Below are 22,502 nucleotides of genomic sequence, written 5' to 3' on the forward strand. Positions count from 1 at the left end.
GCGGCGCTAGGACCGCCGCCGGACGCGGAAAATCGCGATTTCGCCGAACAGATTGGGCCAAAGCCGCGATGTCCAATGCCCTCGATGATTGCCCACGCCCACCGCGCGGTCAACGATCACCAGCCCCTGGTCGCGGCACAGGTGTTCAAAATCGTTAAACGTCGACAGGTGGATGTTGGGCGTGTCGTACCAGGCGTGAGGGAGCGACTTGGACACCGGCATATAGCCGCGCAGCCCTAGGTGAACGCGATGGCGCCAGTAGGCGAAGTTGGGGAAGGTGATAATGCCCTCGTCGGCTACGCGCAGCATTTCATGCAGCATCAGGTCCGGCCGGCGCAGCGCCTGCAGGGCCTGGGTCATGATCACCTGATCGTAGCTGTAGTCGTCAAAGCTTGCCAACCCGTCGTCCAGGTTGTGCTCGATGACGCTTACCCCGCGAGCCACGCAGCCGGTAATGCCGTCGGGGTCGATTTCCAGACCGTAGCCGGTCACGCCCTTGTGCCGGGCCAGCGCTTCGAGCAGCACGCCGTCGCCGCAGGCCAGGTCAAGCACGTGGCTGTTGGGGGCTACCCAGTCGTAAATAATGGTGAGGTCGGCGCGCATCACGGCGGTGTCTCCTCTGCGGTGGCCTCAGGGCGGGGCGCGGGAGCGGCGCGCTGCATAAAGGCGCGAAAAATAGCCTGATAGCGCGGCTCGGGCAGCAAAAAGGCGTCATGGCCGTAGGGCGAGACGATATTGGCGTAGCTGACCGGCTTGCCGGCGCGGATCAGCGCATTGACCAGCTCTTTGGAACGTGACGGCGGAAAGCGCCAGTCCGAGGAAAAGCTCAGCACCAGAAACGGGCACTGCGCCGGGGCCAGCGCCCGGGCCAGGTCGCCGTCGTGCTCGGCGGCCGGGTCGAAGTAGTCCAGCGCCTTGGTCATCAACAGGTAGGTGTTGGCGTCAAAGGCGGTGGAAAAAGTGTCTCCCTGGTAGCGCAGGTAGGATTCCACCTGAAACTCCACGCCAAAGCCGAAGTGCAAGTCGTCGCTGCGCAGATCGCGGCCGAACTTGGCGCCCATGGCGTCTTCCGACAGATAAGTGATGTGGCCCACCATGCGTGCAAGCTTCAGCCCGCGCTTGGGCACGGCGTCGTGCTCGGCGTACCGGCCGGCGTGAAAGTCCGGGTCCGAACGGATGGCCTGGCGGGCCACTTCGTTGAAGGCGATGTTTTGCGCCGAGAGCCGGGGCGTGGCGGCAATCACGGCCGCGCTAGCGATGCGCTCGGGGTAGTCGATGCTCCACTGCATGACCTGCATGCCGCCGAGGCTGCCGCCAATGACCGCAGCAAAGCGTGTAATCCCCAGCCGGTCGGCCAGCCGCGCCTGGCTTGTCACCCAGTCGCGCACCGTGACCACGGGAAAATCCGGCCCCCACAGGCGGCCGGTTTCCGGGTTGTGGCTCAGCGGTCCGGTGCTGCCGTGGCAGCCGCCGAGGTTGTTGACCGACACCACAAAAAAGCGCTCGGTATCCACCGGCTTGCCCGGGCCGATGTAGGCGTCCCACCAGCCGGGCTTGCGGTCGTCCGGATGATGGTAGCCGGCGGCGTGGTGGTGGCCGGAAAGCGCATGGCAGACCAGCACGGCATTGCTGCGCTCGGCGTTGAGGGTACCGTAGGTTTCATACACCAGATCGTAGGCGGGCAGCGTCTTGCCGCAGGCAAGCTCAAGCGGCGTGGTAAAGCGGGCGACGTCGGGAATGACCACCCCCACCGAGTCCGGCGGCAGCTGGCGTTCCGGGTCAGCGGAATGTAAGTCAGACATGACAGATCATCGTTTTGGACAAAAAAAGCGTAAATGCAGGCGTTATAGTCCGACCAGCCTACCGGAAATGCCGGCGGCGCGAATCAGCGCGCCGACCACCAGGCCGTCGAGCAGGTTGATGCCGATAAACACCACAATGGGTGAAAGATCGATCATGCCCAGCGGGGGAATGACCCGGCGCACCGGTGCCATGATCGGCTCGACCAGCTGCATCACCAGCAGCGCCCCCGGGTGGCTTGCGTTGGGCGCCACCCAGCTCAGGATGATCATCACGATCAGGGCAAAAAAGTAGATCTTGAGAATGGCCCCGAGCAGGGCGGCTACCCCGGCAATCAGCACGCCGCCCAGCGGCGGTATGCCCACGCCGATGATCATGAAGATGGCGATAATGCTGAGGATTTTGAGTACCGCCCCGGCGGCCAGCGTGGCCAGATCAAAGCGCCCGGCCACCGGGCCGAGAAAGCGCTGAAACGGCTGCACCACCGGCTGGGTAATCTTGACCACCGACTGGCTCATGGGGTTGTAGTAGTCAGCGCCTGAGGCTTGCAGAAGAAAGCGCAGCATGAGAATGAACAGGTAAATGCCGATAAGCGTGTTGATCAGCATCAGCCCGGCGTTGCCGAGTTGGGTGCCCATGGTGAAATCTCCGTCGTCGTGGGTCGTGCAAGGGTGGGCGAGGGGGTTAGCGTTTGTCGCGCAGTTGTTGGGCCATCTGCCCGGCGTGTTCGGCACAGGCCTGCATGGCATCCGCCACGGCCTGCCGCAGCCCGGCATCTTCCAGGGTGGCAATGGCGCGCTCGGTGGTGCCGCCCGGCGACATCACGTTCTGCTTGAGCGTGGCCGGGGCGTGCTCGCTCTGCCCGGCCATGGTGGCCGCGCCCAGCGCGGTTTGCATCGCCAGCCGGCGGGCGGTGTCGGCGGGCAGGCCAAGCTTCACGCCGGCGTCTTCCATGGCCTCAAACATCAAAAAGAAGTAGGCCGGCGCGCTGCCGGACACCGCGGTGACGGCGTCAAGCAGCGACTCGTCGTCGACCCATTCAACCAGGCCCACGGCCTGCATCAGCCGGGTCGCGGTGTCGCGCTGGGTGTCGCTGACGCGGGCGTTGGCGTACAGGCCGCAGGCGCCCTGGCCGACCAGCGACGGGGTGTTGGGCATGCAGCGCACCAGGGCGTTGCCGCCGCCCAGCCAGCCGTCGATGGTCGCGGCATCAAGCCCCGCGGCAATGGAAATGACCAGCGGGCGCGCCTTTTGCACCGCGTCGGCGAGATCATGGCAGACGTCGCGCATGATCTGGGGCTTGACCGCCAGCACCACAACCTCGGCGTCGGCCACGGCCGCGGCGTTGTCTGTGGCGGTATGAATGCCCAGGTGCTGGCTGATGGCGTCCAGCTGGTCGCGGTCGGGTGCAGCGGCGGTGATGTGTTCGGCCGGGGTGCCGCTTTTTACCAGCCCGCCGATGATGGCGCCGGCCATGTTGCCCGCGCCGATAAATGTCATCTTGGTGTCCATAGGTTTATCCTGGCTATAGGTTTATCCTAGCGTCATTGAACAAAGCGTTGGCGGGCGCCAAAGATGGCGGTGCCCAGCCTCACCAGCGTCGCGCCTTCGGCAATGGCGGCTTCAAGATCGCCGCTCATGCCCATGGAAAGCGTGTCCAGCGGGGCGTCGGGTAGCGCCGTTTGCAAATTGTGCAAACACGCGCGCAGCTCGGCCAGCGGCCGGCGCTGGGCATCGAACGTCTCGGCCGGGGCAGGAATGGCCATCAGGCCGCGCAGAGACAGCCCGGGCAGCGCCGCTACCTGGCGGGCCAGCGCGTCAAGCTCAGCGGGCATAACGCCGGACTTGGAGGCCTCGCGGCTGACGTTAACCTGCAAGCAGATATTGAGCGGTGGCATGCCTTCGGGGCGCTGCCGGCTTAGCCGGCGGGCTACCTTGAGGCGATCGACGCTGTGCATCCAGTCAAACCGCTCGGCAACGGTGCGCGTCTTGTTGGACTGCAGCGGGCCGATGAAATGCCAGACAATATCGTCAAGGTCTGCAAGTTCGGCCTGTTTGTCCAGCGCTTCCTGCAGGTAGTTTTCGCCGAAATGGCGCTGTCCGAGGGCGTGGGCACAGCGCACGGCGGTGGCCGGCTGTGTTTTACTGACCGCCAGAAGTCGCGCGTCGTCCGGCGGTCGTCCGGCGTCGCTCAAGGCATCTGCCAGGCGCCGGCGTGCGCCGTCGAGCGCGTCAGAAAGAGCATCGTTTGTCATGCGCAACACATTACCGTAGCTGGGGAAGAATATGGATATTACTGAACTGCTGGCCTTTGCGGCAAAACAGAACGCCTCTGACCTGCACCTGTCGGCGGGCCTGCCGCCCATGATACGCGTTGACGGCGACATACGCAGGCTGGACGTGGCGGAAATGGATAATGCCACCGTGCGCAAGCTGATCTATGAAATCATGAATGATAACCAGCGCCGCGACTACGAGGAGCATCTGGAGACGGATTTCTCCTTCGACTTGCCCGGCGTGGCGCGCTTTCGCGTGAACGCGTTCAATCAGTCGCGCGGCGCGGGTGCTGTGCTGCGTACCATTCCCAACGAAGTGCTGACCCTGGATGATCTGGGCATGGGCACGGTCTTTGAGCAGCTCGCTATGCTGCCGCGCGGGCTGGTACTGGTCACCGGGCCTACCGGGTCAGGCAAGAGCACGACGCTTGCGGCCATGGTGGATCATGTCAACGCTCGACGCCACGAGCATATTCTGACCATTGAAGACCCGGTGGAGTTTGTTCACACCAGCAAGCGCAGCCTGGTCAATCAGCGCGAGGTCCACCGCGATACGCGCAGCTTCGCCAGCGCTCTGCGCAGCGCCCTGCGCGAAGACCCCGACGTTATTCTCGTCGGAGAGCTGCGCGATCTGGAAACCATTCGCCTGGCCCTGACCGCGGCGGAAACCGGGCATTTGGTGCTTGGCACCCTGCACACGACCTCGGCGGCCAAGACCATCGACCGCATTATCGATGTCTTCCCCGCCGCGGAAAAAAGCATGGTGCGTTCCATGCTCTCCGAATCGCTGCAGGCCGTTATTTCCCAGATGCTGCTCAAGCGCCAGCAGGGCGGGCGCGTGGCGGCCCATGAAATCCTGGTGACCACGCCGGCGGTGCGCAATCTGATCCGTGAAGACAAGGTGGCGCAGATTTACTCGGCGCTGCAGACCGGCGCCAGTCTGGGCATGCAAACGCTTGACGCCGCGCTCACCCAGCTGGCCCGAGAAGGCGTGATCAGCCGTGAGCTGGCACAGGCGCAGGCCAAAGGGCAGCTTGCTCTTTAACACCGCAGGCAGCTGTGAAAAGCAACCAAGGTGGCAAGGAGTCATCATGAGCGAGAAGATCAACGCAGCGCCTGAATCGCTGATGCACCGCCTGCTGGAGGCGATGGTGGCGCGGCAGGCGTCGGATCTGCTGATTTCTGTCGGCGTACCGCCGAGTCTGAAAATGCCTTCGGGGCTGGAGCCGGTAACGTCTGCGCCGCTGGATGCCGAGACGGTGTCTGAGCTGGTCATGCATGCGCTGCCGGACGGGCTGCGCGAGACGTTTGAACAGGAGCGCGAAGCCAATTTTGCCCTGAGCCTTGGCGGCACGGGGCGCTTTCGAGTGAGCGCTTTTCAGCAGCGCAACCAGATGGCCATGGTCGTGCGCCGCATCGCGCTGGACATTCCCCAGCTGGCCACGCTGGGCGTGCCGGCATCGCTTGCCGATCTGGCGCAAAAAAAACGCGGTCTGGTGCTGGTTGTCGGCGGCACCGGCACGGGGAAATCAACCACGCTTGCCGCGATGATCCAAAAGCGTAACGAAACCCTCGGCGGCCATATTATCAGTATCGAAGATCCGATCGAGTATATACATCCGCACAAGCGCGGCATCATTAACCAGCGCGAAGTAGGCATCGACACCGAGTCTTTCGAAGTGGCGCTGAAAAACACGCTGCGCCAGGCACCGGATGTGATTTTGATCGGCGAGATTCGCACCCGGGAGGTCATGCAGCACGCGCTGACCTTTGCCGAGACCGGGCATCTGTGCCTGGCCACCCTGCACGCCAACAATGCCAACCAGGCGCTGGACCGTATTCTCCACTTTTTTCCCCATGAGCAGCGTGAGCAGGTGCTCATGGATCTGTCGCTCAACCTGCATGCAATTGTGGCCCAGCAGCTGCTGCCCACCCCTGAAGAGGGGCGCTGCGCGGCCATTGAAATCATGCTGCGTTCGCCGCGCATTGCCGATTTGATCCGAAAAGGACGCATCGACGACATCAAGGAGGCCATGGCCGGCTCGCGGGATAGCGGTATGCAAACCTTCGATCAGGCGCTGTGCGAGCTGGCCCAGGCCGGCCGCATCAGCGAGGAGGTGGCGCTGGCGCACGCCGATTCGGCGAACAATCTTCGCATGATGCTGAAATTCGGCAGCGAACAGCGAGCCGTGGAAGACGGGGCCACGCTGGCAAGCCGAGTGCCCGAAGGGCTGTCGCTGCGCGATGCCGACGACTTCTAGCGGCCGGCGGATCGCGGCTTCTCAGGGCGCGTAAACCCCGCCGAGAACGCGCTCGCCGGCCGCGCCGGTTACGCTGGGAAGATTGCCGGGCAGATGATGCAGGCGGCGGTACGCCAGCCAGGCAAAAGCGCCGGCTTCGATCCAGTCGGCCGGCCAGCCCCAGTCGTTCGCTGAGCGCAGGGTAGCGCGCGGGAGGTGAGCGGCCAGCCGCCGGCACAGCGCAGCGTTATGCGCACCGCCGCCGCCGATGATCAGCGTGAGAGGGCGCTCGCCCAGCAGCTGAGTGATGCCCTGCGCCACGCTGGCGGCGGTCAGCTCGGTGAGCGTGGCCTGCACGTCAGCAGCGGCTTCGCCGCCGTCCAGGTGCTTTTCCAGCCAGGCCCGATCAAACAGCTCGCGCCCGGTGCTGCGCGGCGGCGGCTGATGGAAAAACGGCTCGCGCAGCAGGCGCGTTAGCAGCTGTGGGTCGACCGTCCCCGATGCCGCCCAGGCGCCGTTAGCGTCGAATGCGCCGCGGCCGTGCTCCTGGCACCAGGCGTCCAGCAGCACGTTGGCCGGGCCGGTGTCAAACCCCAGCGGCGCGCTGCCGTCCCGGGGCAGCCAGGTGATGTTGGCAAATCCGCCCAGGTTCAATACCACCCGCTCTTCCGTGCTGTCGTGAAACAGCGCCCGGTGAAACGCCGGGGCCAGCGGGGCGGCCTGGCCTCCGGCGGCAAGGTCTCGGCGGCGAAAGTCCGCCACGACGCAGCAGCCGGTCAGCTCGGCCAGAAGGCTGGGGTTGTCCAGCTGCAGCGTATAGGCCGGCCCGCCCCGGTGGCCGCCCGGCGCGTGCTCAACGGTTTGTCCGTGGCTGCCGATGGCCTTGATCGTGCTGGCCGGCACGCCGTATTGCGCCATGACCGTTGCGACAGCCCGGGCCTGCAGCTTGCAAAAAGCCTGCTCGGCGGCGGCCAGCTCGGCAAAGTTTGCGCTATCGGCGTGGCACAGTGCCAGCAGCCGCTGGCGCAACGCCCGAGGCATGGGCTCGGCGTGTGTGGCCAGAAGGCGAGGGGGGGCATCTTGTGTGACGGCCACCAGCGCCGCATCAATGCCGTCCAGGCTGGTGCCGGACATCAAGCCGGCGTAAATATCCGCGTCGCGTTGCATAAAGCCGTTCAATTCTCCCGGGCAAGGCTCAACCATCAACGGCGAGCATGGTACCATCGTGCGCCGTTTACCAAATAGCGCGTAAAGCATCGCCCCGTGCGGGCGGTGATAAAAGCGCACACCGCAACGCGGTGCCGGGGTTGAAGGTTCCATCACCACCTGATATTTATACAAAATGACGAAACGCGCCTACAAGGAACGGTTTTATCCGACGCCCGAACAAGCCGCCTTGCTGGCGCAATCGTTTGGCTGCGCGCGTTTTGTCTGGAACAACACCCTGGCCTATCGCACCGAAGCGTATCAGCAGCGCGGGGAAACGCTCACCCACTCGGCAGCGGAAAAGCGGCTGGTGGCCCTCAAGGCGGAATATCCGTGGCTGAAGGACGTGTCCAGCGTGATCCTGCAACAAGCCCTGCGCGATCAAAAAGCGGCCTTCGACAACTTCTTCAATCCGACGCTCAAGGCGCGCTATCCGCACTTCAAGGCCAAGGATGGCCGGCAATCCATCCGACTGACCCGAGCCGCCTTCCGCTACCGGGACGGCGAGATCACTATCGCCAAAACAAAGGCGCCATTGCCGATCCGCTGGAGCCGGCCATTGCCTGGCGCTCCCTCCAGCGTCACCCTTTCACGCGACCGTGCAGGCCGCTACTTCATTAGCTGCCTGTGCGAATTCACGCCTGAGCCTCTGCCAGTTTCTCCTAACACCGTAGGTGTTGATCTAGGGCTGACCGACCTGTTCATCACCAGCAACGTGCAGAAGTCGGGCAACCCGCGCTATCTCAAGCGGTATGCCGCCAAACTGGCCTACCTGCAACGCCGACTGAGCAAAAAGCAGCGAGGCTCGAACAACCGCCACAAAATGCGCCGCAAGGTGGCGCGTCTGCACGCCAAAATCGCGGACTGCCGCCGCGACGCCATGCACAAGGCCACTCGAACGCTGGTCAACGAAAACCAAGTGATCTGCGTCGAGACGTTGAACATTGTCGGCATGCTCAAGAACAAGACACTGGCCAAAGCCATCAGCGATGCCGGCTGGGGCGAGTTCCTGCGCCAGCTGGCCTACAAGGCCGACTGGGCGGGCCGCCAGCTCATTCAGGTCAGCCGGTGGCTGCCCAGCAGCAAGACGTGCCACCATTGCGGCCACAAGATCAAAAAGCTACCGCTATCGCAGCGCCACTGGCACTGTGACGGCTGCGGCCAAGCCATTGACCGCGATATCAACGCGGCCAGGAATATCGAAACCGCCGGACGGGCGGGGGTAGCCTGTGGAGCGACTGGATCGGGGGCTGTGGCTTAATCGTCACGGTCTAGTGAAGGCGCGTGGAAGCAGGAAGGTTCTGGGGATGACCCAGCAACCCTCGCCCGAAGCGCAGTGCGCGGCGGGCGGGGAGTGTCAGAATCGTCCGCTAGCCGGCGGCCTGAGCAATCAGTCTTTAACAGTCAGGGGAGAATAATCAATGAGTGAGGTGGATCAGGCTTTAGCGCTGCTGGCGCGTGGTACCAACGAGATACTGCTGGAAGACGAGCTGAAAGAGAAGCTTGCCTCCGGCCGCACGCTGCGTATCAAAGCGGGCTTTGATCCTACCGCGCCGGATTTGCACCTGGGGCACAGCGTGCTTTTGACCAAGATGCGCCAGTTTCAGGATCTGGGCCATACGGTGATCTTTTTGATCGGCGATTTCACCGGCCGAATTGGCGATCCTTCGGGCAAGAACGTAACGCGCAAGCCGCTGAGCGAAGAGGAGGTCAAGCGCAACGCTGAGACCTATAAAGCACAGGTGTTCAAGATTCTTGATCCGGCCAAAACCGAGGTGCGTTTCAACGCCGAGTGGTTCAGCGAGCTCAGCGCCGCCAAGATGATCGAACTTGCCGCCCAGAGCACCGTTGCGCGGATGCTGGAACGTGACGACTTTGAAAAGCGCTATCGGGCCAACCAGGCCATTGCCATCCATGAATTCTTGTACCCGCTGGTGCAGGGGTACGATTCCGTAGCGCTGGAAGCCGACGTTGAGCTTGGCGGCACCGACCAGAAATTCAACCTGCTGATGGGCCGCGAAATCCAGAAGCACTACGGCCAGGCCTCGCAGGTTGTGATGACCATGCCGCTGCTTGAGGGTCTTGACGGCGTGCAAAAGATGTCCAAGTCGCTGGGGAACTACGTCGGTGTCAACGAAGCGCCAGGGACCATGTTCAATAAGCTGGTGTCCATGCCTGACAGCCTGATGTGGCGCTACTACGACCTGCTGTCGCTCAAGTCCAACGAGACCATCGACGCGCTGAAGCAGCAGGTCAACGAAGGCGCCAACCCGCGGGATATCAAAATGGAGCTGGCCCGAGAGCTGATTACGCGCTACCACGGCGAAGAAGCCGCGGCTAACGCGCACCGGTCGTCGGGCAATCAGCTGGCCGACGGCGAGCTGCCCGACGATCTGCCGGACGTGGAGGTAGACTTCGAAGGCGGAGCAAAAGCGCCTATTGCTGCTATCCTCAATCGCGCGGAGCTGACCAAAAACAGCGCCCAGGCTAAAGATATGCTGAAAAACGGCAGCGTTAAGGTCGACGGCAAGGTCGTCGCCAAAGATGCCATGCTGCCCACGGGCAAAGCCTATGTAATCCAGGCCGGGAAGAAGCGCTACGCGAGGGTCACGCTCAAGTAGGTGCGGCGGCTCTATCGCCGTATAAAAGGCTTCGGAAAACTTTTTGCACGGTTCCCTTGCCAAACGCCGCCGCAGCCCGTAGAGTACGCATCCGCTGCAGGCGACGCCAAGCGTTGCCCGCGGTGAAAGGCCCAAAAAGGCCTTGGGTGTCAACGATTTATGCGAGTTTAAAATCGTGGCGGTTTAAAGAATCGCAGTTGACAACCACTTCAAGGCGTGTAGAATACGCCTTCCTCGCAGCAGAGACGGCAAGTCATCGCCGCTTTGCAGGCCGACATAACGGCCTTGCGAGATGCTCTTTAACAAGTTGATCAGGTAATTCATGTGGGCGCTTGCCTGAGTGGGTGACAAATCATCTACTATCAAGGCAAGTGTCTCGTCAAAAACCTTCGGGTTTTGTTTGAGACGTTTGAAACCTTGAGCCAAGATTGATTCGCTTTTTCCAACGCCCTCGGGCGGCGGAAAGCAAGAATCACAATGATTTTAAACTGAAGAGTTTGATCATGGCTCAGATTGAACGCTGGCGGCAGGCTTAACACATGCAAGTCGAGCGGAAACGATGGAGTGCTTGCACTTCAGGCGTCGAGCGGCGGACGGGTGAGTAACGCATAGGAATCTGCCCGGTCGTGGGGGATAACCTGGGGAAACTCAGGCTAATACCGCATACGTCCTACGGGAGAAAGGGGGCTTTGGCTCCCGCGATCGGATGAGCCTATGTCGGATTAGCTGGTTGGTGGGGTAACGGCCTACCAAGGCAACGATCCGTAGCTGGTTTGAGAGGATGATCAGCCACACCGGGACTGAGACACGGCCCGGACTCCTACGGGAGGCAGCAGTGGGGAATATTGGACAATGGGCGAAAGCCTGATCCAGCCATGCCGCGTGTGTGAAGAAGGCCCTCGGGTTGTAAAGCACTTTCAGTGAGGAAGAACGCGGTCGGGTTAATACCCCGGCCGAAAGACATCACTCACAGAAGAAGCACCGGCTAACTCCGTGCCAGCAGCCGCGGTAATACGGAGGGTGCAAGCGTTAATCGGAATGACTGGGCGTAAAGCGCGCGTAGGCGGCTTGATAAGCCGGTTGTGAAAGCCCCGGGCTCAACCTGGGAATCGCATCCGGAACTGTTGGGCTAGAGTGCAGGAGAGGAAGGTAGAATTCCCGGTGTAGCGGTGAAATGCGTAGAGATCGGGAGGAATACCAGTGGCGAAGGCGGCCTTCTGGACTGACACTGACGCTGAGGTGCGAAAGCATGGGTAGCAAACAGGATTAGATACCCTGGTAGTCCATGCCGTAAACGATGTCGACCAGCCGTTGGGGTCCTTGAGACCCTTGTGGCGAAGTTAACGCGATAAGTCGACCGCCTGGGGAGTACGGCCGCAAGGTTAAAACTCAAATGAATTGACGGGGGCCCGCACAAGCGGTGGAGCATGTGGTTTAATTCGATGCAACGCGAAGAACCTTACCTACCCTTGACATCCTCGGAACTGGGCAGAGATGCCTTGGTGCCTTCGGGAACCGAGAGACAGGTGCTGCATGGCTGTCGTCAGCTCGTGTTGTGAAATGTTGGGTTAAGTCCCGTAACGAGCGCAACCCTTGTCCCTATTTGCCAGCGATTCGGTCGGGAACTCTAGGGAGACTGCCGGTGACAAACCGGAGGAAGGTGGGGACGACGTCAAGTCATCATGGCCCTTACGGGTAGGGCTACACACGTGCTACAATGGCCGGTACAAAGGGCAGCGAGCTTGCGAAAGTCAGCGAATCCCATAAAGCCGGTCTCAGTCCGGATCGGAGTCTGCAACTCGACTCCGTGAAGTCGGAATCGCTAGTAATCGTGCATCAGAATGGCACGGTGAATACGTTCCCGGGCCTTGTACACACCGCCCGTCACACCATGGAAGTGGACTGCACCAGAAGTGGTTAGCCTAACTTCGGAAGGCGATCACCACGGTGTGGTTCGCAACTGGGGTGAAGTCGTAACAAGGTAGCCGTAGGGGAACCTGCGGCTGGATCACCTCCTTAATCGATGCGTCACCCGCTCGGCAAGTGCCCACAATGAATTACCTGATCGATGTGTCGAAGTGCAGTCATAAGCACGGGGGCAACAGCCCGCCTGTTTACGACTGCTTTTTGGCAGTGCTCTTTAACAAGGTATATCAAGCTGATAAACGATCATTTCAGATGAAATGATCATGTGATACGTCTCAAGCGTATCCGGCAATCGTTGTCATTGCGACCCCGACTCCTTCGGGTTATAGGGTCAAGCAATGAAGCGCACACGGTGGATGCCTAGGCAGCCAGAGGCGATGAAAGACGTGGAAGCCTGCGATAAGGCTCGGCGAGGTGGCAAACAACCTGCGACCCGGGCATCTCTGAATGGGGAAACCCACTCACCACAAGGTGAGTATCGTATTCTGAATACATAGGAATACGAGGCGAACCGGGGGAACTGAAACATCTCAGTACCCCGAGGAACAGAAATCAACCGAGATTCCCCCAGTAGCGGCGAGCGAACGGGGAGTAGCCCTTAAGCGCGTGGCCGATTAGACGAAGGCGTTGGGAAACGCCGCCATAGCGGGTGATAGCCCCGTAGTCGAAAATCCAAACGCGTGAAATCGAGTAGGTCGGGGCACGTGTAACCTTGACTGAAGACGGGGGGACCATCCTCCAAGGCTAAATACTCCTGGCTGACCGATAGTGAACCAGTACCGTGAGGGAAAGGCGAAAAGAACCCCGGAGAGGGGAGTGAAATAGATCCTGAAACCGTGTGCGTACAAGCAGTGGGAGCAGACTTGTTCTGTGACCGCGTACCTTTTGTATAATGGGTCAGCGACTTATTGTCCGTAGCAAGCTTAACCGACTAGGGGAGGCGTAGGGAAACCGAGTCTTAACAGGGCGTCGAGTTGCTGGCAATAGACCCGAAACCGGGCGATCTACCCATGGCCAGAGTGAAGGTTGCGTAACAGCAACTGGAGGCTCGAACCCACGTATGTTGAAAAATGCGGGGATGAGCTGTGGGTCGGAGTGAAAGGCTAATCAAGCCCGGAGATAGCTGGTTCTCCTCGAAAGCTATTTAGGTAGCGCCTCACGTATCACCGCCGGGGGTAGAGCACTGTTTCGGCTAGGGGGTCATCCCGACTTACCAACCCGAGGCAAACTCCGAATACCGGTGAGTGCAGCGTGGGAGACACACAGCGGGTGCTAACGTCCGTTGTGGAAAGGGCAACAACCCAGACCGTCAGCTAAGGTCCCCAAATCCTGGTTAAGTGGGAAACGATGTGGGAAGGCTCAGACAGCTAGGAGGTTGGCTTAGAAGCAGCCATCCTTTAAAGAAAGCGTAATAGCTCACTAGTCGAGTCGGCCTGCGCGGAAGATGTAACGGGGCTAAACCAGGTACCGAAGCTACGGGCTCATCCTGTGGATGAGCGGTAGAGGAGCGTCGTGTAAGCCGATGAAGGGGAGTTGAGAAGCTCGCTGGAGGTATCACGAGTGCGAATGCTGACATGAGTAACGATAAAGGGCGTGAAAAACGCCCTCGCCGGAAGACCAAGGGTTTCTGTTCGACGCTAATCGAAGCAGAGTGAGTCGGCCCCTAAGGCGAGGCCGAAAGGCGTAGTCGATGGGAAACGGGTCAATATTCCCGTACCGGATCGTATTGCGATGAGGGGACGAAGAAGGCTAGGTGAGCCAGGCGACGGTTGTCCTGGTGAAAGTCCGTAGGCTGAGCCGCCAGGCAAATCCGGCGGCTCAAGGCCGAGAGACGAGACGAAGACACCACGGTGTTGAAGTCATTGATGCCACGCTTCCGGGAAAAGCCTCTAAGCACCAGATACGATGCGACCGTACCCCAAACCAACACAGGTGGTCAGGGTGAGAATCCCCAGGCGCTTGAGACAACTCGGGTGAAGGAACTAGGCAAAATGGTGCCGTAACTTCGGGAGAAGGCACGCCGCCGGTACGTGAAACCCCTCGCGGGCGGAGCGGAAGGCGGTCGAAGATACCAGGTGGCTACAACTGTTTACTAAAAACACAGCACTCTGCCAACGCGCAAGCGGACGTATAGGGTGTGACGCCTGCCCGGTGCCGGAAGGTTAAGTGATGACGTTAGGTTCGCCGAAGCGTTTGATCGAAGCCCCGGTAAACGGCGGCCGTAACTATAACGGTCCTAAGGTAGCGAAATTCCTTGTCGGGTAAGTTCCGACCTGCACGAATGGCGTAATGATGGCCACGCTGTCTCCACCCGAGACTCAGTGAAATTGAAATCGCCGTGAAGATGCGGTGTACCCGCGGCCAGACGGAAAGACCCCGTGAACCTTTACTATAGCTTCACACTGGACGCTGATGTTGCCTGTGTAGGATAGCTGGGAGGCTTGGAACCCCGGTCGCCAGACCGGGGGGAGCCACCCTTGAAATACCAGCCTGGCATCATTGGCGTTCTCACTCTGATCCGTGATCCGGATCGAGGACCGTGTGTGGTGGGTAGTTTGACTGGGGCGGTCTCCTCCCAAAGCGTAACGGAGGAGCACGAAGGTACCCTCAGCACGGTCGGACATCGTGCAGTGAGTGCAAGAGCACAAGGGTGCTTGACTGCGAGACAGACACGTCGAGCAGGTGCGAAAGCAGGTTCTAGTGATCCGGTGGTTCTGTATGGAAGGGCCATCGCTCAACGGATAAAAGGTACTCCGGGGATAACAGGCTGATACCGCCCAAGAGTTCACATCGACGGCGGTGTTTGGCACCTCGATGTCGGCTCATCACATCCTGGGGCTGAAGTCGGTCCCAAGGGTATGGCTGTTCGCCATTTAAAGTGGTACGCGAGCTGGGTTTAGAACGTCGTGAGACAGTTCGGTCCCTATCTGCCGTGGGCGCAGGATGTTTGCGAAGGGCTGCTCCTAGTACGAGAGGACCGGAGTGGACGACCCTCTGGTGTGCCGGTTGTCACGCCCGTGGCATTGCCGGGTAGCTAAGGTCGGACGGGATAACCGCTGAAAGCATCTAAGCGGGAAGCCTCCTTCAAGATGAGACATCCCCGAGGCCTCGAGCCTCCTGAAGGGCCCAGCGAGACGAGCTGGTGGATAGGCACGGTGTGGAAGCGCTGCAAGGCGTTGAGCTAACGTGTACTAATGGCCCGTGAGGCTTGACCCTATAACACCCAAGGGGTCGGGTTGCAGGACAACGATCGGATACAAGAGACGTATCACACAGCTTGATAGACCACCAGTTACGCCTGACGGCCATAGCGAGCGGGAACCACCTGATCCCTTGCCGAACTCAGCAGTGAAACCGTTCAGCGCCGATGGTAGTGTGGGGCCTCCCCATGCGAGAGTAGGACATCGTCAGGCATTAATACGCAGAGAACCCGGCCACGTGCCGGGTTTTTTGTGTGCGCGGAAGAAAAAGTGCGTAAGAAAAAGCGAGACAGGACAGGGCCGAGGGCAGGGAATAACGACCAGATGGAGCGCACTGAAGCGCGCAAATGCGGCGTTGCGGCTGTGCTGTTGCGCAATACATCGCCCTGCCACGATGTGCTACCAGGTTTGCAGCGCTTCAGGCACAAAGGGTTTCCAGGACTTCGATCAGCGAGTTCATTTCATCGTCGGTGCCGATAGAGATGCGCAAAAAATTCTGCAGCCCGGCTTTATTGAAGTGGCGCACCAGAATGCCGCGCTCGCGCAGCCCGACAAACAGCTGGCCGCCGTCATAAGCGGGATGCTCAACCAGTAAAAAGTTGGCCTGAGAGGGCAGAACCGTAAACCCGAGCGATTCCAGCCGGGTTTGGGTACGTTGGCGAGTGGCAATAACGCTTTCGCGACAGGCCTGAAAGTGCGCGGTATCTTCCAGCGCGGCGATGCCGACACGTTCGGCTAGCCGATCGACGGGGTATGAGTTAAAGGAATCCTTGATGCGCTTGAGCCCGTCGATCAGCTCCGGTGAGCCAATCGCATAGCCCAGGCGGATACCCGCCAGGCTGCGGGATTTGGAAAACGTACCGGTGACTAAAAGGTTGGGATAGCGCTGGGTAAGCGCAGCGGCGCTTTCGGCACCGAAATCTACATAGGCCTCATCAAGCAGAACTACCCGGTCGGTTACTTGCTTGAGCAGCGCTTTTAGCGCGTCGAGCGAGTGGGCGTGGCCGGTAGGGGCATTGGGGTTGGCAAAAATAATGCCGCTTCTGCTCTCGGCCTTTGTCAGCGCGTCCAGGTCGACTTCCCATCGTTCGTTCAGCGGGTGCTGACGCAGCTCAATGTCGTAAAGCTTGGCATAGACCGGATAGAAGCTGTAGGTGAGCTCCGGCACGTCCAGCGGTGCGCCGTGGCGAAAAAAAGCCTGAAAGGCGAACGCGAGAATTTCGTCTGAGCCGTTGCCCGCAAAGACGCTGCTGACCGGCACGCCGTATGTTGCCGCCAGCGCCTGACGCAGCGCGACCGAATCCGGGTCAGGGTACAGGCGCAAATGGCTGGCGGCGTAGTCGCGCAGCACCCGGCCGACGCCCGGCGCCGGTGCGTAAGGGTTTTCGTTGGTATTAAGTTTGATGACCTGCTCGGTTGGCTGTTCGCCGGGAACGTACGGGGTCAGCTCGTGCAGGGCAGGGCTCCAGAATTGGCTCATGGCAATGACCTGAATCGGTGGAAACAATGCCGGCCATGGTCGCTTGGGGGGAAAAAAAGCGCAAGTAACTCGCACAGCGCCGGCAACCCGAGCAAAGGGGGTGGGCGTGTTTGCAAGGAGCGGTTATGCTGTTTCGGGTGTATTTTACCTGTTGAATGCGATGAGGAGCTCAACGATGCAACTAAGAAGCGTGCTGATCGGCTCGGCCATGCTATCGCTGCTGGCAGGTTGTGCCGGCGGCCCCGCGAACACGGCCAGTCAAGAATCCATTGAACCGACGACGGCCACCTATCAGGGAACGCTGCCCTGCCGTAACTGCGACGGCATCGGCCTTGACGTGGAGATGGTCGGCCAAGAGTCTGACGCCGCTCAGGACCGCACTTTTACGCTTACCGCTTCCTATAAAAACCATCCGCAGAACCCGCCGGACGAAAACTACGCGGGCGGCTGGGAAGTGCTTACCGGTACGCCGTCCAATCCGGATGCCAAGGTATATGAGCTGACGCCGGACACGGAAGGGCAGACGTATTACTTTTTGCGCCTGGATGAAAGCACGCTGGAGCTGATTGATCCCGAGCGTCGCCGCTTTGAAAACGGCGAAATGCTGCGCCTTAAGCGCCAGTAAGATGAGACAAGGCGCCCGCCGTCGCGATACGGCAACGCAAGCGCAACAAAGCAAAGGCGGCCCCGGGCCGCCTTTGCTGTGTACGGTAGGGAAGAGAGAGGAGCATGTTCTGTGGCCAAAGCCAAAAGCGCTTTTGTGTGTACCGAATGCGGCGCCGAATTTCGCAAGTGGCAGGGGCAGTGTTCCAGCTGCAAAGAGTGGAATACGCTAAGTGAAGTGCGCCTTGCCCCGGCGCGCCCCGGGGCCGGTGCGCCAGCGGCGGCGTCGCGGGGCGGCTACAGCGGCGCGCTGACCCGGGAAGTGGTGGACCTGGGCGAGGTGGACTTAAGCGAAGTGCCGCGCATGACCTCCACCTTCGGCGAATTCGACCGGGTGCTGGGCGGCGGGCTGGTGCCCGGTTCTGCGGTGCTTTTGGGCGGCCACCCCGGTGCGGGCAAGTCCACGCTTTTGCTGCAGACGGCCTGCAAGCTGGCCCAGACCCGCCAGATTATCTACGTCACCGGCGAGGAGTCACTTTCTCAGGTGGCCATGCGCGCCCACCGGCTGCAGCTGCCGACCGAGGGGCTGAAGATGCTCGCCGAAACCAGCATCGAGACCGTTCTGGCCGTGGCCGAGCGGGAAAAGCCCGATATTCTGGTGATCGACTCGATTCAGACCATGCACTTGGAAGACATTGCCTCGGCTCCGGGCGGCGTGGCCCAGGTACGCGAGTCCGCCGCTGCACTCACCCGCTTTGCCAAACAGAGCAACACCGTGCTTTTGCTGGTCGGGCACGTCACCAAGGACGGCACGCTTGCCGGCCCCAAGGTGCTCGAGCACATGATCGACGCGTCGCTTTTGCTTGAAGGCGGGTCGGACTCGCGCTTTCGCACCCTGCGCGGGCAGAAAAACCGCTTCGGCGCGGTCAACGAGCTGGGCGTGTTTGCCATGCTCGAACAGGGGTTGAAAGAGGTAAAAAACCCCAGCGCGATTTTTCTTTCGCGCAACGAAGAGCAGGCCCCGGGCAGCCTGGTGATGGTGGTATGGGAAGGCACTCGGCCGATTCTGGTAGAAGTCCAGGCGCTGGTGGATGAATCTGCGCTGGGCAACCCGCGCCGGGTGGCCGTGGGCCTCGACCCCAACCGGCTGGCCATGCTGCTGGCCGTGCTCAATCGCCACGGGGGGCTTTTTACCGGCGATCAGGACGTGTTCTTGAACGTGGTGGGCGGCGTCAAGGTACTGGAAACCAGCGCCGACTTGGCCGTGCTGCTGGCGGTGGTGTCGAGCCTGCAAAACCGCGCGCTGCCCCGGGAGCTGGTGGTATTCGGTGAGGTGGGCCTTTCAGGCGAGATTCGTCCGGTGCCTAGCGGCCAGGAGCGCATCGCCGAGGCCGCCAAGCACGGCTTCACCCGGGCCATTGTGCCCCGGGCCAACGCGCCCAAAAAATCGCCCAAGGGCATGGACGTGATTCCGGTGGACAAGCTCAGCGATGCCCTGGATGCGCTATAGCCGCCACGTACGCAATATGCCGTAAGTGGGCGTCTGCGTTAAGATGCACCACCGATTTGCAAGGAGATATCTCAATGAGCGCCATTCGCCTGACGCAATACAGCCACGGCGCCGGCTGCGGCTGCAAGATCGCCCCCGACGTGCTCGACGGTATTCTGGCCAAGGCCGGCCCGCCCGCCGCAAGCGACAGGCTGGTGGTGGGCAACCAGGGGCGTGAAGACGCCTGCGTCTACGACCTGGGCGACGGTCGCGGCATGATCGCCACCACCGATTTTTTCATGCCCATTGTCGACGACCCGTACGATTTCGGCCGTATCGCGGCGACCAACGCCATCAGCGACGTCTACGCCATGGGCGGTGACCCGGTCATGGCGCTGGGGATTCTCGGCTGGCCGCTGGATCAGCTCAGCGTGGATGTGGCCGGCGACGTGATGGCCGGCGCTCAGGCGGTATGCCGCGAGCACGGCGTAGCCCTGGCCGGCGGGCACTCCATTGACGCCCCGGAGCCGATTTTTGGCCTGGCCGTCAACGGCCTGGTGGATCTGGAACGCTTAAAACTCAACAGCGCCGCCAAGCCCGGCGATCTGTTGTTTTTAACCAAGCCGCTGGGCGTAGGCATGCTCACCACCGCGGAAAAGCGCGGCCTGCTGGCCGACGAGCACCGGGGCCTTGCCCGGGAAACCATGCTGGTTTCCAACCGCATCGGCGCTGAGCTTGCCGGCGTTTCCGGCGTGCACGCCATGACCGATGTGACAGGCTTTGGCCTTGCCGGGCACTTAAGCGAAGTTTGCGCCGCCAGCGGCGTGGCCGCGAGCCTGGATTTCACCCGTCTGCCGCGCCTTGAGGCGGCGGAAACCTACCGCCGGCAGGGGGCCGTGCCCGGCGGCACCGGGCGCAACCGCACCGCGCTGGGGGCAGCGCTGCCGGAGATGGCCGACGAGCACTGGCAGTGGCTGTGCGACCCGCAGACCTCCGGCGGGCTGCTGCTGGCCGTGGATCCGGCAAGCGTAGAAGCCGTGCAGCGTATCGGCCGCGAACACGGCGTCGAGCTTGCCGCCTTCGGCACGCTCAAGGCCCAAAACGGCGACGCTCTAATCGGCTTCAACAGCGACGAGGTGGCGGGGTGAGTGGGGTTGGCAGCGACACGGCGAGCGTAGCCCCAAAAGCGGAGCTTGTACGTCAGGGCCGCCCGCTGATCGACGTGCGTGCCCCGGTCGAGTTTGCGCAAGGCTCGCTGCCCGGCGCGGTCAACCTGCCATTGATGAACGATGACGAGCGCCACCAGGTCGGCATCGCCTATAAAAAGCACGGCCAGCAGCAAGCCGTTGCGCTGGGCGAAAAACTCGTCAGCGGCGCGGTCAAAACGGCGCGCGTCAACGCCTGGTGCGATTATTTAGCCCGGCATCCGAATGCGCTGATCTACTGTTTTCGCGGCGGGATGCGCTCGCAAATTGTCCAGCAGTGGCTGGCAAAAGCCGGCTGCTCCGCCCCGCGCATTGACGGCGGCTGGAAGGCCATGCGCCAGATGCTCTGCGCGCGCATTGACGCCGCCGCCGAGCAGCCCATGCTGATGATCAGCGGGCTGACCGGCTGCGCCAAGACGGTGCTGATCAACCGGCTGGAGTGTGGCGTGGATCTGGAAGGCTTTGCCAACCACAAGGGCTCGGCGTTTGGCCGCATGCCCGAACCGCCGCCGCCGCAAATCGACTTTGAGCACGCGCTGGCACAGCGTCTGATGGCACTTTCCGGCCCGCTGATACTGGAGGACGAATCGCGTCAGGTGGGTAACGTCAACGTTCCGCTGACGTTCTGGCAGGGGATGGAGCAGGCGCCGCGTATCCGTGTGGAAATGCCCCTGGACTGGCGTCTGGAGCAGCTGCGCCAAGACTACATTATTGATCTGGAGCGCGCCCACTGCGAGCGCTTCGGTGAGCAAGAAGGCTGGGAGCGCATGCGCCAGCAGCTGGGCAACGCCCTGCTGCGGCTGAAAAAGCGTTTGGGCAGCGCTCGCCTTGCTCGGCTGCAGCGGCTACAGGCGCTGGCCTTTGCCGCCCATGAAAGCGGCGATCGCCAGGCGCACGAGGCCTGGCTGGCACCGCTTTTGACCGAATACTATGACCCCATGTATCGCTATCAGCTAACGCGCAAGCAGCAAGCAGGGCTGAAAGAGTACCACGTAGGCGACTGGGACAGCTGTCTGGACGCCGCCCGGCAGTGGCAGGCAGAGCAGCGCGGCCTGAAGCGTTAGCGGGCAACCGCTGTGCGCAGCCACGGATACAGCACCCGGTCAAGCAGCGGGGCAAGGCGCTGGAAAGCATCGTCGTCGGCAAGTATGTCGGCCTGCGGCTGAATGAAATCATCGCGGCCGGCCGGCGGGGCCTGGTTTTCGAGCAGGGCGGCAGCGCTTTTCCGGGTGGCGTGCAGGTGGCAAAGAAGGCCGATGACGCGCCCGTCGTCCCAGGCAAAGCCCTGCAGCGGGGCCGCCGCACTGGCGCCCAGCGGCGTTGCGTTATCCGGCAGGCTGAACACCGTACGGTGCCACACAAAAGCGTGAAACTGCTCGGGCAGGTCAAACGTTGCGTCTTTGGCCAGGCGAACGGCGTGAAAGCCGGCTTCAGGAAACGTGCCGGGGCCTACGGTTGCGCCCAGCGCATCGGCGATCAGGTGCGCTCCCAGGCCGATACCCAGCAGCGGCTTTTGCCCGTCCAGGTAGCGCTCGATGAGTTTTTGCTCTGCCCGCTGCCAGGCGGGCGGGGCCTCCAGCAGGGCCTCGTCGCCGTCGAGAACGATCAGCGCATCGCTGTCGCCCGGACGCGGGGCAATTTCGCCGTCGTCCAGATGAAACACGGTATAGCTGTGTCCCATGCTGGAAAGCCAGTCGGTAAGGCGCGCAGGCCCGTGATGGGGGCCGTGCTGTAGCAGATGAACGTGCATGATATTCTCCTCACCCAACGATGACTTTCGCAATACGTGCCTTGCCTGTGAGTACGCAGCCTTTGTGTACCGGCCCGGCAAGCACGCACAGGAACTTTAACATGGCGTCAAAAAAACCGGGCTTTTATCAGCGGCTTCAACAGCTTGGCCGGCCCGCACAGCAGGCTTTCATGGCGGCGCTGGCCGAGCGCCAGCTGCCCAACTACGCGCTCTACGCGCAAACCACCGGCCACGGCGATACGCACACGCTGCGCACCGTGCTGGACCTGGTGTGGGAAAAGCTTGCCGTGCACAGCGCAAGTATCGACTTCGAGCGCCAGGCGGAAAAGCTGGCCGAGTGTGAGCCGCCCGTCGAGGACGACAGCTTCGGCGCTCGCCGAGCGCTGGACGCGGTGGTATCGGTGGCGGCGCTGCTGGATACGTGGCGCGGCGAAGCGCCCGAGGCGGTGCTTGACGTCAGCCGCACGTCGCGTGCCGGGGTGCGCGCCTTTATTGAGCTGACCGAAGGCGAAGACGACGCCGATAAGCTGGCGCTGCTGGTGCGTGACCACCCGCTTACCGACGACGAAAACGATTTTCAGGACGCCGTGCTTGAGGCCGTCTCGCCGCCGCTTTCCAGAGACCGGCTGAAAGAGGTGCGCCGGCTGGGCAAAAACGAGGGCGTGAGCAACCTGGGGCTTTCGTTGGACTCGGAATAGGCGAGCAG

At 61.6% G+C, this 22,502-nt stretch carries 18 protein-coding genes and 3 rRNA genes; 12 read left to right on the top strand and 9 right to left on the bottom strand.

Translation table 11 applies throughout. The annotated features are described in order from the left end of the window. Positions 1 to 6: 6 nt before the first annotated feature. From metW to ACZ415_RS06445, 5 genes are read right to left on the bottom strand one after another with little or no spacing between them, the layout of a single operon-like run. Positions 7 to 603: a methionine biosynthesis protein MetW gene (gene metW / locus ACZ415_RS06425; protein WP_344701219.1), complete on the bottom strand. Its 597-nt coding sequence runs from the start codon at positions 601 to 603 to the stop codon at positions 7 to 9. Beyond that, positions 603 to 1,802: a homoserine O-succinyltransferase MetX gene (metX, locus tag ACZ415_RS06430; RefSeq protein ID WP_344701127.1), complete on the bottom strand. Its 1,200-nt coding sequence runs from the start codon at positions 1,800 to 1,802 to the stop codon at positions 603 to 605. Before metX ends, metW begins: the two co-directional genes overlap by 1 nt. A 42-nt stretch (positions 1,803 to 1,844) precedes the next feature. Further along, positions 1,845 to 2,438 (bottom strand): YggT family protein, encoded by a 594-nt coding sequence (locus tag ACZ415_RS06435; protein ID WP_344701125.1) that lies wholly within the window; start codon positions 2,436 to 2,438, stop codon positions 1,845 to 1,847. Between the two features lie 46 nt (positions 2,439 to 2,484). Beyond that, the gene (gene proC, locus ACZ415_RS06440; RefSeq protein ID WP_344701123.1) at positions 2,485 to 3,312 is read right to left on the bottom strand and encodes a pyrroline-5-carboxylate reductase; all 828 of its coding nucleotides are present in this window, start codon (positions 3,310 to 3,312) and stop codon (positions 2,485 to 2,487) included. Positions 3,313 to 3,344: 32 nt separating this feature from the next. Then, positions 3,345 to 4,055 carry a YggS family pyridoxal phosphate-dependent enzyme gene (locus ACZ415_RS06445; protein WP_344701121.1) on the bottom strand — a complete coding sequence of 237 codons (711 nt, stop codon included), beginning with the start codon at positions 4,053 to 4,055 and terminating at the stop codon, positions 3,345 to 3,347. A gap of 31 nt (positions 4,056 to 4,086) precedes the next feature. Here ACZ415_RS06445 and ACZ415_RS06450 point away from each other — a divergent pair, with 31 nt between their 5' ends. Continuing rightward, positions 4,087 to 5,121, top strand: a complete 1,035-nt coding sequence (locus ACZ415_RS06450) for a type IV pilus twitching motility protein PilT (RefSeq protein ID WP_344701119.1) — start codon at positions 4,087 to 4,089, stop codon at positions 5,119 to 5,121. Positions 5,122 to 5,167: 46 nt separating this feature from the next. Continuing rightward, on the top strand, positions 5,168 to 6,337 hold the full coding sequence (locus ACZ415_RS06455) for a PilT/PilU family type 4a pilus ATPase (RefSeq protein ID WP_344701117.1): 1,170 nt from the start codon (positions 5,168 to 5,170) through the stop codon (positions 6,335 to 6,337). A gap of 21 nt (positions 6,338 to 6,358) precedes the next feature. Here ACZ415_RS06455 and ACZ415_RS06460 read toward each other — a convergent pair whose 3' ends face one another. Beyond that, positions 6,359 to 7,483, bottom strand: a complete 1,125-nt coding sequence (locus ACZ415_RS06460; protein WP_344701115.1) for an anhydro-N-acetylmuramic acid kinase — start codon at positions 7,481 to 7,483, stop codon at positions 6,359 to 6,361. Positions 7,484 to 7,658: 175 nt separating this feature from the next. On the opposite strand from ACZ415_RS06460, the gene ACZ415_RS06465 reads away from it, so the two are divergent. Both ACZ415_RS06465 and tyrS read left to right on the top strand, forming a co-directional pair. Next, positions 7,659 to 8,783 carry an RNA-guided endonuclease InsQ/TnpB family protein gene (locus ACZ415_RS06465; protein ID WP_344701113.1) on the top strand — a complete coding sequence of 375 codons (1,125 nt, stop codon included), beginning with the start codon at positions 7,659 to 7,661 and terminating at the stop codon, positions 8,781 to 8,783. Positions 8,784 to 8,943: 160 nt separating this feature from the next. Then, positions 8,944 to 10,143, top strand: a complete 1,200-nt coding sequence (gene tyrS / locus ACZ415_RS06470) for a tyrosine--tRNA ligase (protein ID WP_344701111.1) — start codon at positions 8,944 to 8,946, stop codon at positions 10,141 to 10,143. Between the two features lie 183 nt (positions 10,144 to 10,326). Here tyrS and ACZ415_RS06475 read toward each other — a convergent pair whose 3' ends face one another. Beyond that, positions 10,327 to 10,569: a hypothetical protein gene (locus ACZ415_RS06475; protein ID WP_464387710.1), complete on the bottom strand. Its 243-nt coding sequence runs from the start codon at positions 10,567 to 10,569 to the stop codon at positions 10,327 to 10,329. 59 nt (positions 10,570 to 10,628) lie between these two features. On the opposite strand from ACZ415_RS06475, the gene ACZ415_RS06480 reads away from it, so the two are divergent. The 3 genes from ACZ415_RS06480 (at position 10,629) to rrf (ending at position 15,482) form a co-directional block, all read left to right on the top strand. Continuing rightward, positions 10,629 to 12,162: ribosomal RNA gene (locus ACZ415_RS06480) — 16S ribosomal RNA — on the top strand. A gap of 236 nt (positions 12,163 to 12,398) precedes the next feature. Next, a 23S ribosomal RNA gene (locus ACZ415_RS06485) occupies positions 12,399 to 15,285 on the top strand. An 81-nt stretch (positions 15,286 to 15,366) separates the two neighbouring features. Further along, a 5S ribosomal RNA gene (gene rrf / locus ACZ415_RS06490) occupies positions 15,367 to 15,482 on the top strand. Together the 16S, 23S and 5S rRNA genes form the textbook arrangement of a ribosomal RNA operon. Positions 15,483 to 15,687: 205 nt before the next feature. Here rrf and hisC read toward each other — a convergent pair. Continuing rightward, positions 15,688 to 16,749, bottom strand: coding sequence for a histidinol-phosphate transaminase (gene hisC / locus ACZ415_RS06495; protein WP_344703572.1), 1,062 nt, complete (start codon positions 16,747 to 16,749; stop codon positions 15,688 to 15,690). Between the two features lie 175 nt (positions 16,750 to 16,924). Between hisC and ACZ415_RS06500 the strand changes: the two genes are divergently transcribed. The 4 genes from ACZ415_RS06500 to mnmH all read left to right on the top strand — a co-directional run bounded on the left by ACZ415_RS06500 (position 16,925) and on the right by mnmH (position 21,110). Next, positions 16,925 to 17,374 carry a copper resistance protein NlpE N-terminal domain-containing protein gene (locus ACZ415_RS06500; RefSeq protein ID WP_344703574.1) on the top strand — a complete coding sequence of 150 codons (450 nt, stop codon included), beginning with the start codon at positions 16,925 to 16,927 and terminating at the stop codon, positions 17,372 to 17,374. A 111-nt stretch (positions 17,375 to 17,485) separates the two neighbouring features. Continuing rightward, complete coding sequence (gene radA / locus ACZ415_RS06505) at positions 17,486 to 18,862, top strand: DNA repair protein RadA (protein ID WP_344703576.1); 1,377 nt, start codon at positions 17,486 to 17,488, stop codon at positions 18,860 to 18,862. Between the two features lie 74 nt (positions 18,863 to 18,936). Then, positions 18,937 to 19,989, top strand: coding sequence for a selenide, water dikinase SelD (gene selD, locus ACZ415_RS06510; protein ID WP_344703578.1), 1,053 nt, complete (start codon positions 18,937 to 18,939; stop codon positions 19,987 to 19,989). Beyond that, the gene (mnmH, locus tag ACZ415_RS06515; RefSeq protein WP_344703580.1) at positions 19,986 to 21,110 is read left to right on the top strand and encodes a tRNA 2-selenouridine(34) synthase MnmH; all 1,125 of its coding nucleotides are present in this window, start codon (positions 19,986 to 19,988) and stop codon (positions 21,108 to 21,110) included. Before selD ends, mnmH begins: the two co-directional genes overlap by 4 nt. Here the strand turns inward: mnmH and ACZ415_RS06520 are convergent. After that, on the bottom strand, positions 21,107 to 21,796 hold the full coding sequence (locus ACZ415_RS06520; protein ID WP_344703582.1) for a type 1 glutamine amidotransferase: 690 nt from the start codon (positions 21,794 to 21,796) through the stop codon (positions 21,107 to 21,109). The two genes, mnmH and ACZ415_RS06520, sit on opposite strands and share 4 nt — an antisense overlap. A 101-nt stretch (positions 21,797 to 21,897) precedes the next feature. Between ACZ415_RS06520 and ACZ415_RS06525 the strand changes: the two genes are divergently transcribed. Continuing rightward, complete coding sequence (locus tag ACZ415_RS06525) at positions 21,898 to 22,494, top strand: YjaG family protein (RefSeq protein WP_344703584.1); 597 nt, start codon at positions 21,898 to 21,900, stop codon at positions 22,492 to 22,494. The last annotated feature ends 8 nt before the right edge of the window (positions 22,495 to 22,502 follow it).

This window comes from Halomonas cibimaris (genome assembly GCF_055379665.1).

Coding starts and splice junctions, on each gene's coding strand:
- metW (WP_344701219.1), bottom strand. CDS start 603: ATGCGCGCCGACCTCACCATTATTTACGACTGGGTAGCCCCCAACAGC.
- metX (WP_344701127.1), bottom strand. CDS start 1,802: ATGTCTGACTTACATTCCGCTGACCCGGAACGCCAGCTGCCGCCGGAC.
- ACZ415_RS06435 (WP_344701125.1), bottom strand. CDS start 2,438: ATGGGCACCCAACTCGGCAACGCCGGGCTGATGCTGATCAACACGCTT.
- proC (WP_344701123.1), bottom strand. CDS start 3,312: ATGGACACCAAGATGACATTTATCGGCGCGGGCAACATGGCCGGCGCC.
- ACZ415_RS06445 (WP_344701121.1), bottom strand. CDS start 4,055: ATGACAAACGATGCTCTTTCTGACGCGCTCGACGGCGCACGCCGGCGC.
- ACZ415_RS06450 (WP_344701119.1), top strand. CDS start 4,087: ATGGATATTACTGAACTGCTGGCCTTTGCGGCAAAACAGAACGCCTCT.
- ACZ415_RS06455 (WP_344701117.1), top strand. CDS start 5,168: ATGAGCGAGAAGATCAACGCAGCGCCTGAATCGCTGATGCACCGCCTG.
- ACZ415_RS06460 (WP_344701115.1), bottom strand. CDS start 7,483: ATGCAACGCGACGCGGATATTTACGCCGGCTTGATGTCCGGCACCAGC.
- ACZ415_RS06465 (WP_344701113.1), top strand. CDS start 7,659: ATGACGAAACGCGCCTACAAGGAACGGTTTTATCCGACGCCCGAACAA.
- tyrS (WP_344701111.1), top strand. CDS start 8,944: ATGAGTGAGGTGGATCAGGCTTTAGCGCTGCTGGCGCGTGGTACCAAC.
- hisC (WP_344703572.1), bottom strand. CDS start 16,749: ATGAGCCAATTCTGGAGCCCTGCCCTGCACGAGCTGACCCCGTACGTT.
- ACZ415_RS06500 (WP_344703574.1), top strand. CDS start 16,925: ATGCAACTAAGAAGCGTGCTGATCGGCTCGGCCATGCTATCGCTGCTG.
- selD (WP_344703578.1), top strand. CDS start 18,937: ATGAGCGCCATTCGCCTGACGCAATACAGCCACGGCGCCGGCTGCGGC.
- ACZ415_RS06520 (WP_344703582.1), bottom strand. CDS start 21,796: ATGCACGTTCATCTGCTACAGCACGGCCCCCATCACGGGCCTGCGCGC.
- ACZ415_RS06525 (WP_344703584.1), top strand. CDS start 21,898: ATGGCGTCAAAAAAACCGGGCTTTTATCAGCGGCTTCAACAGCTTGGC.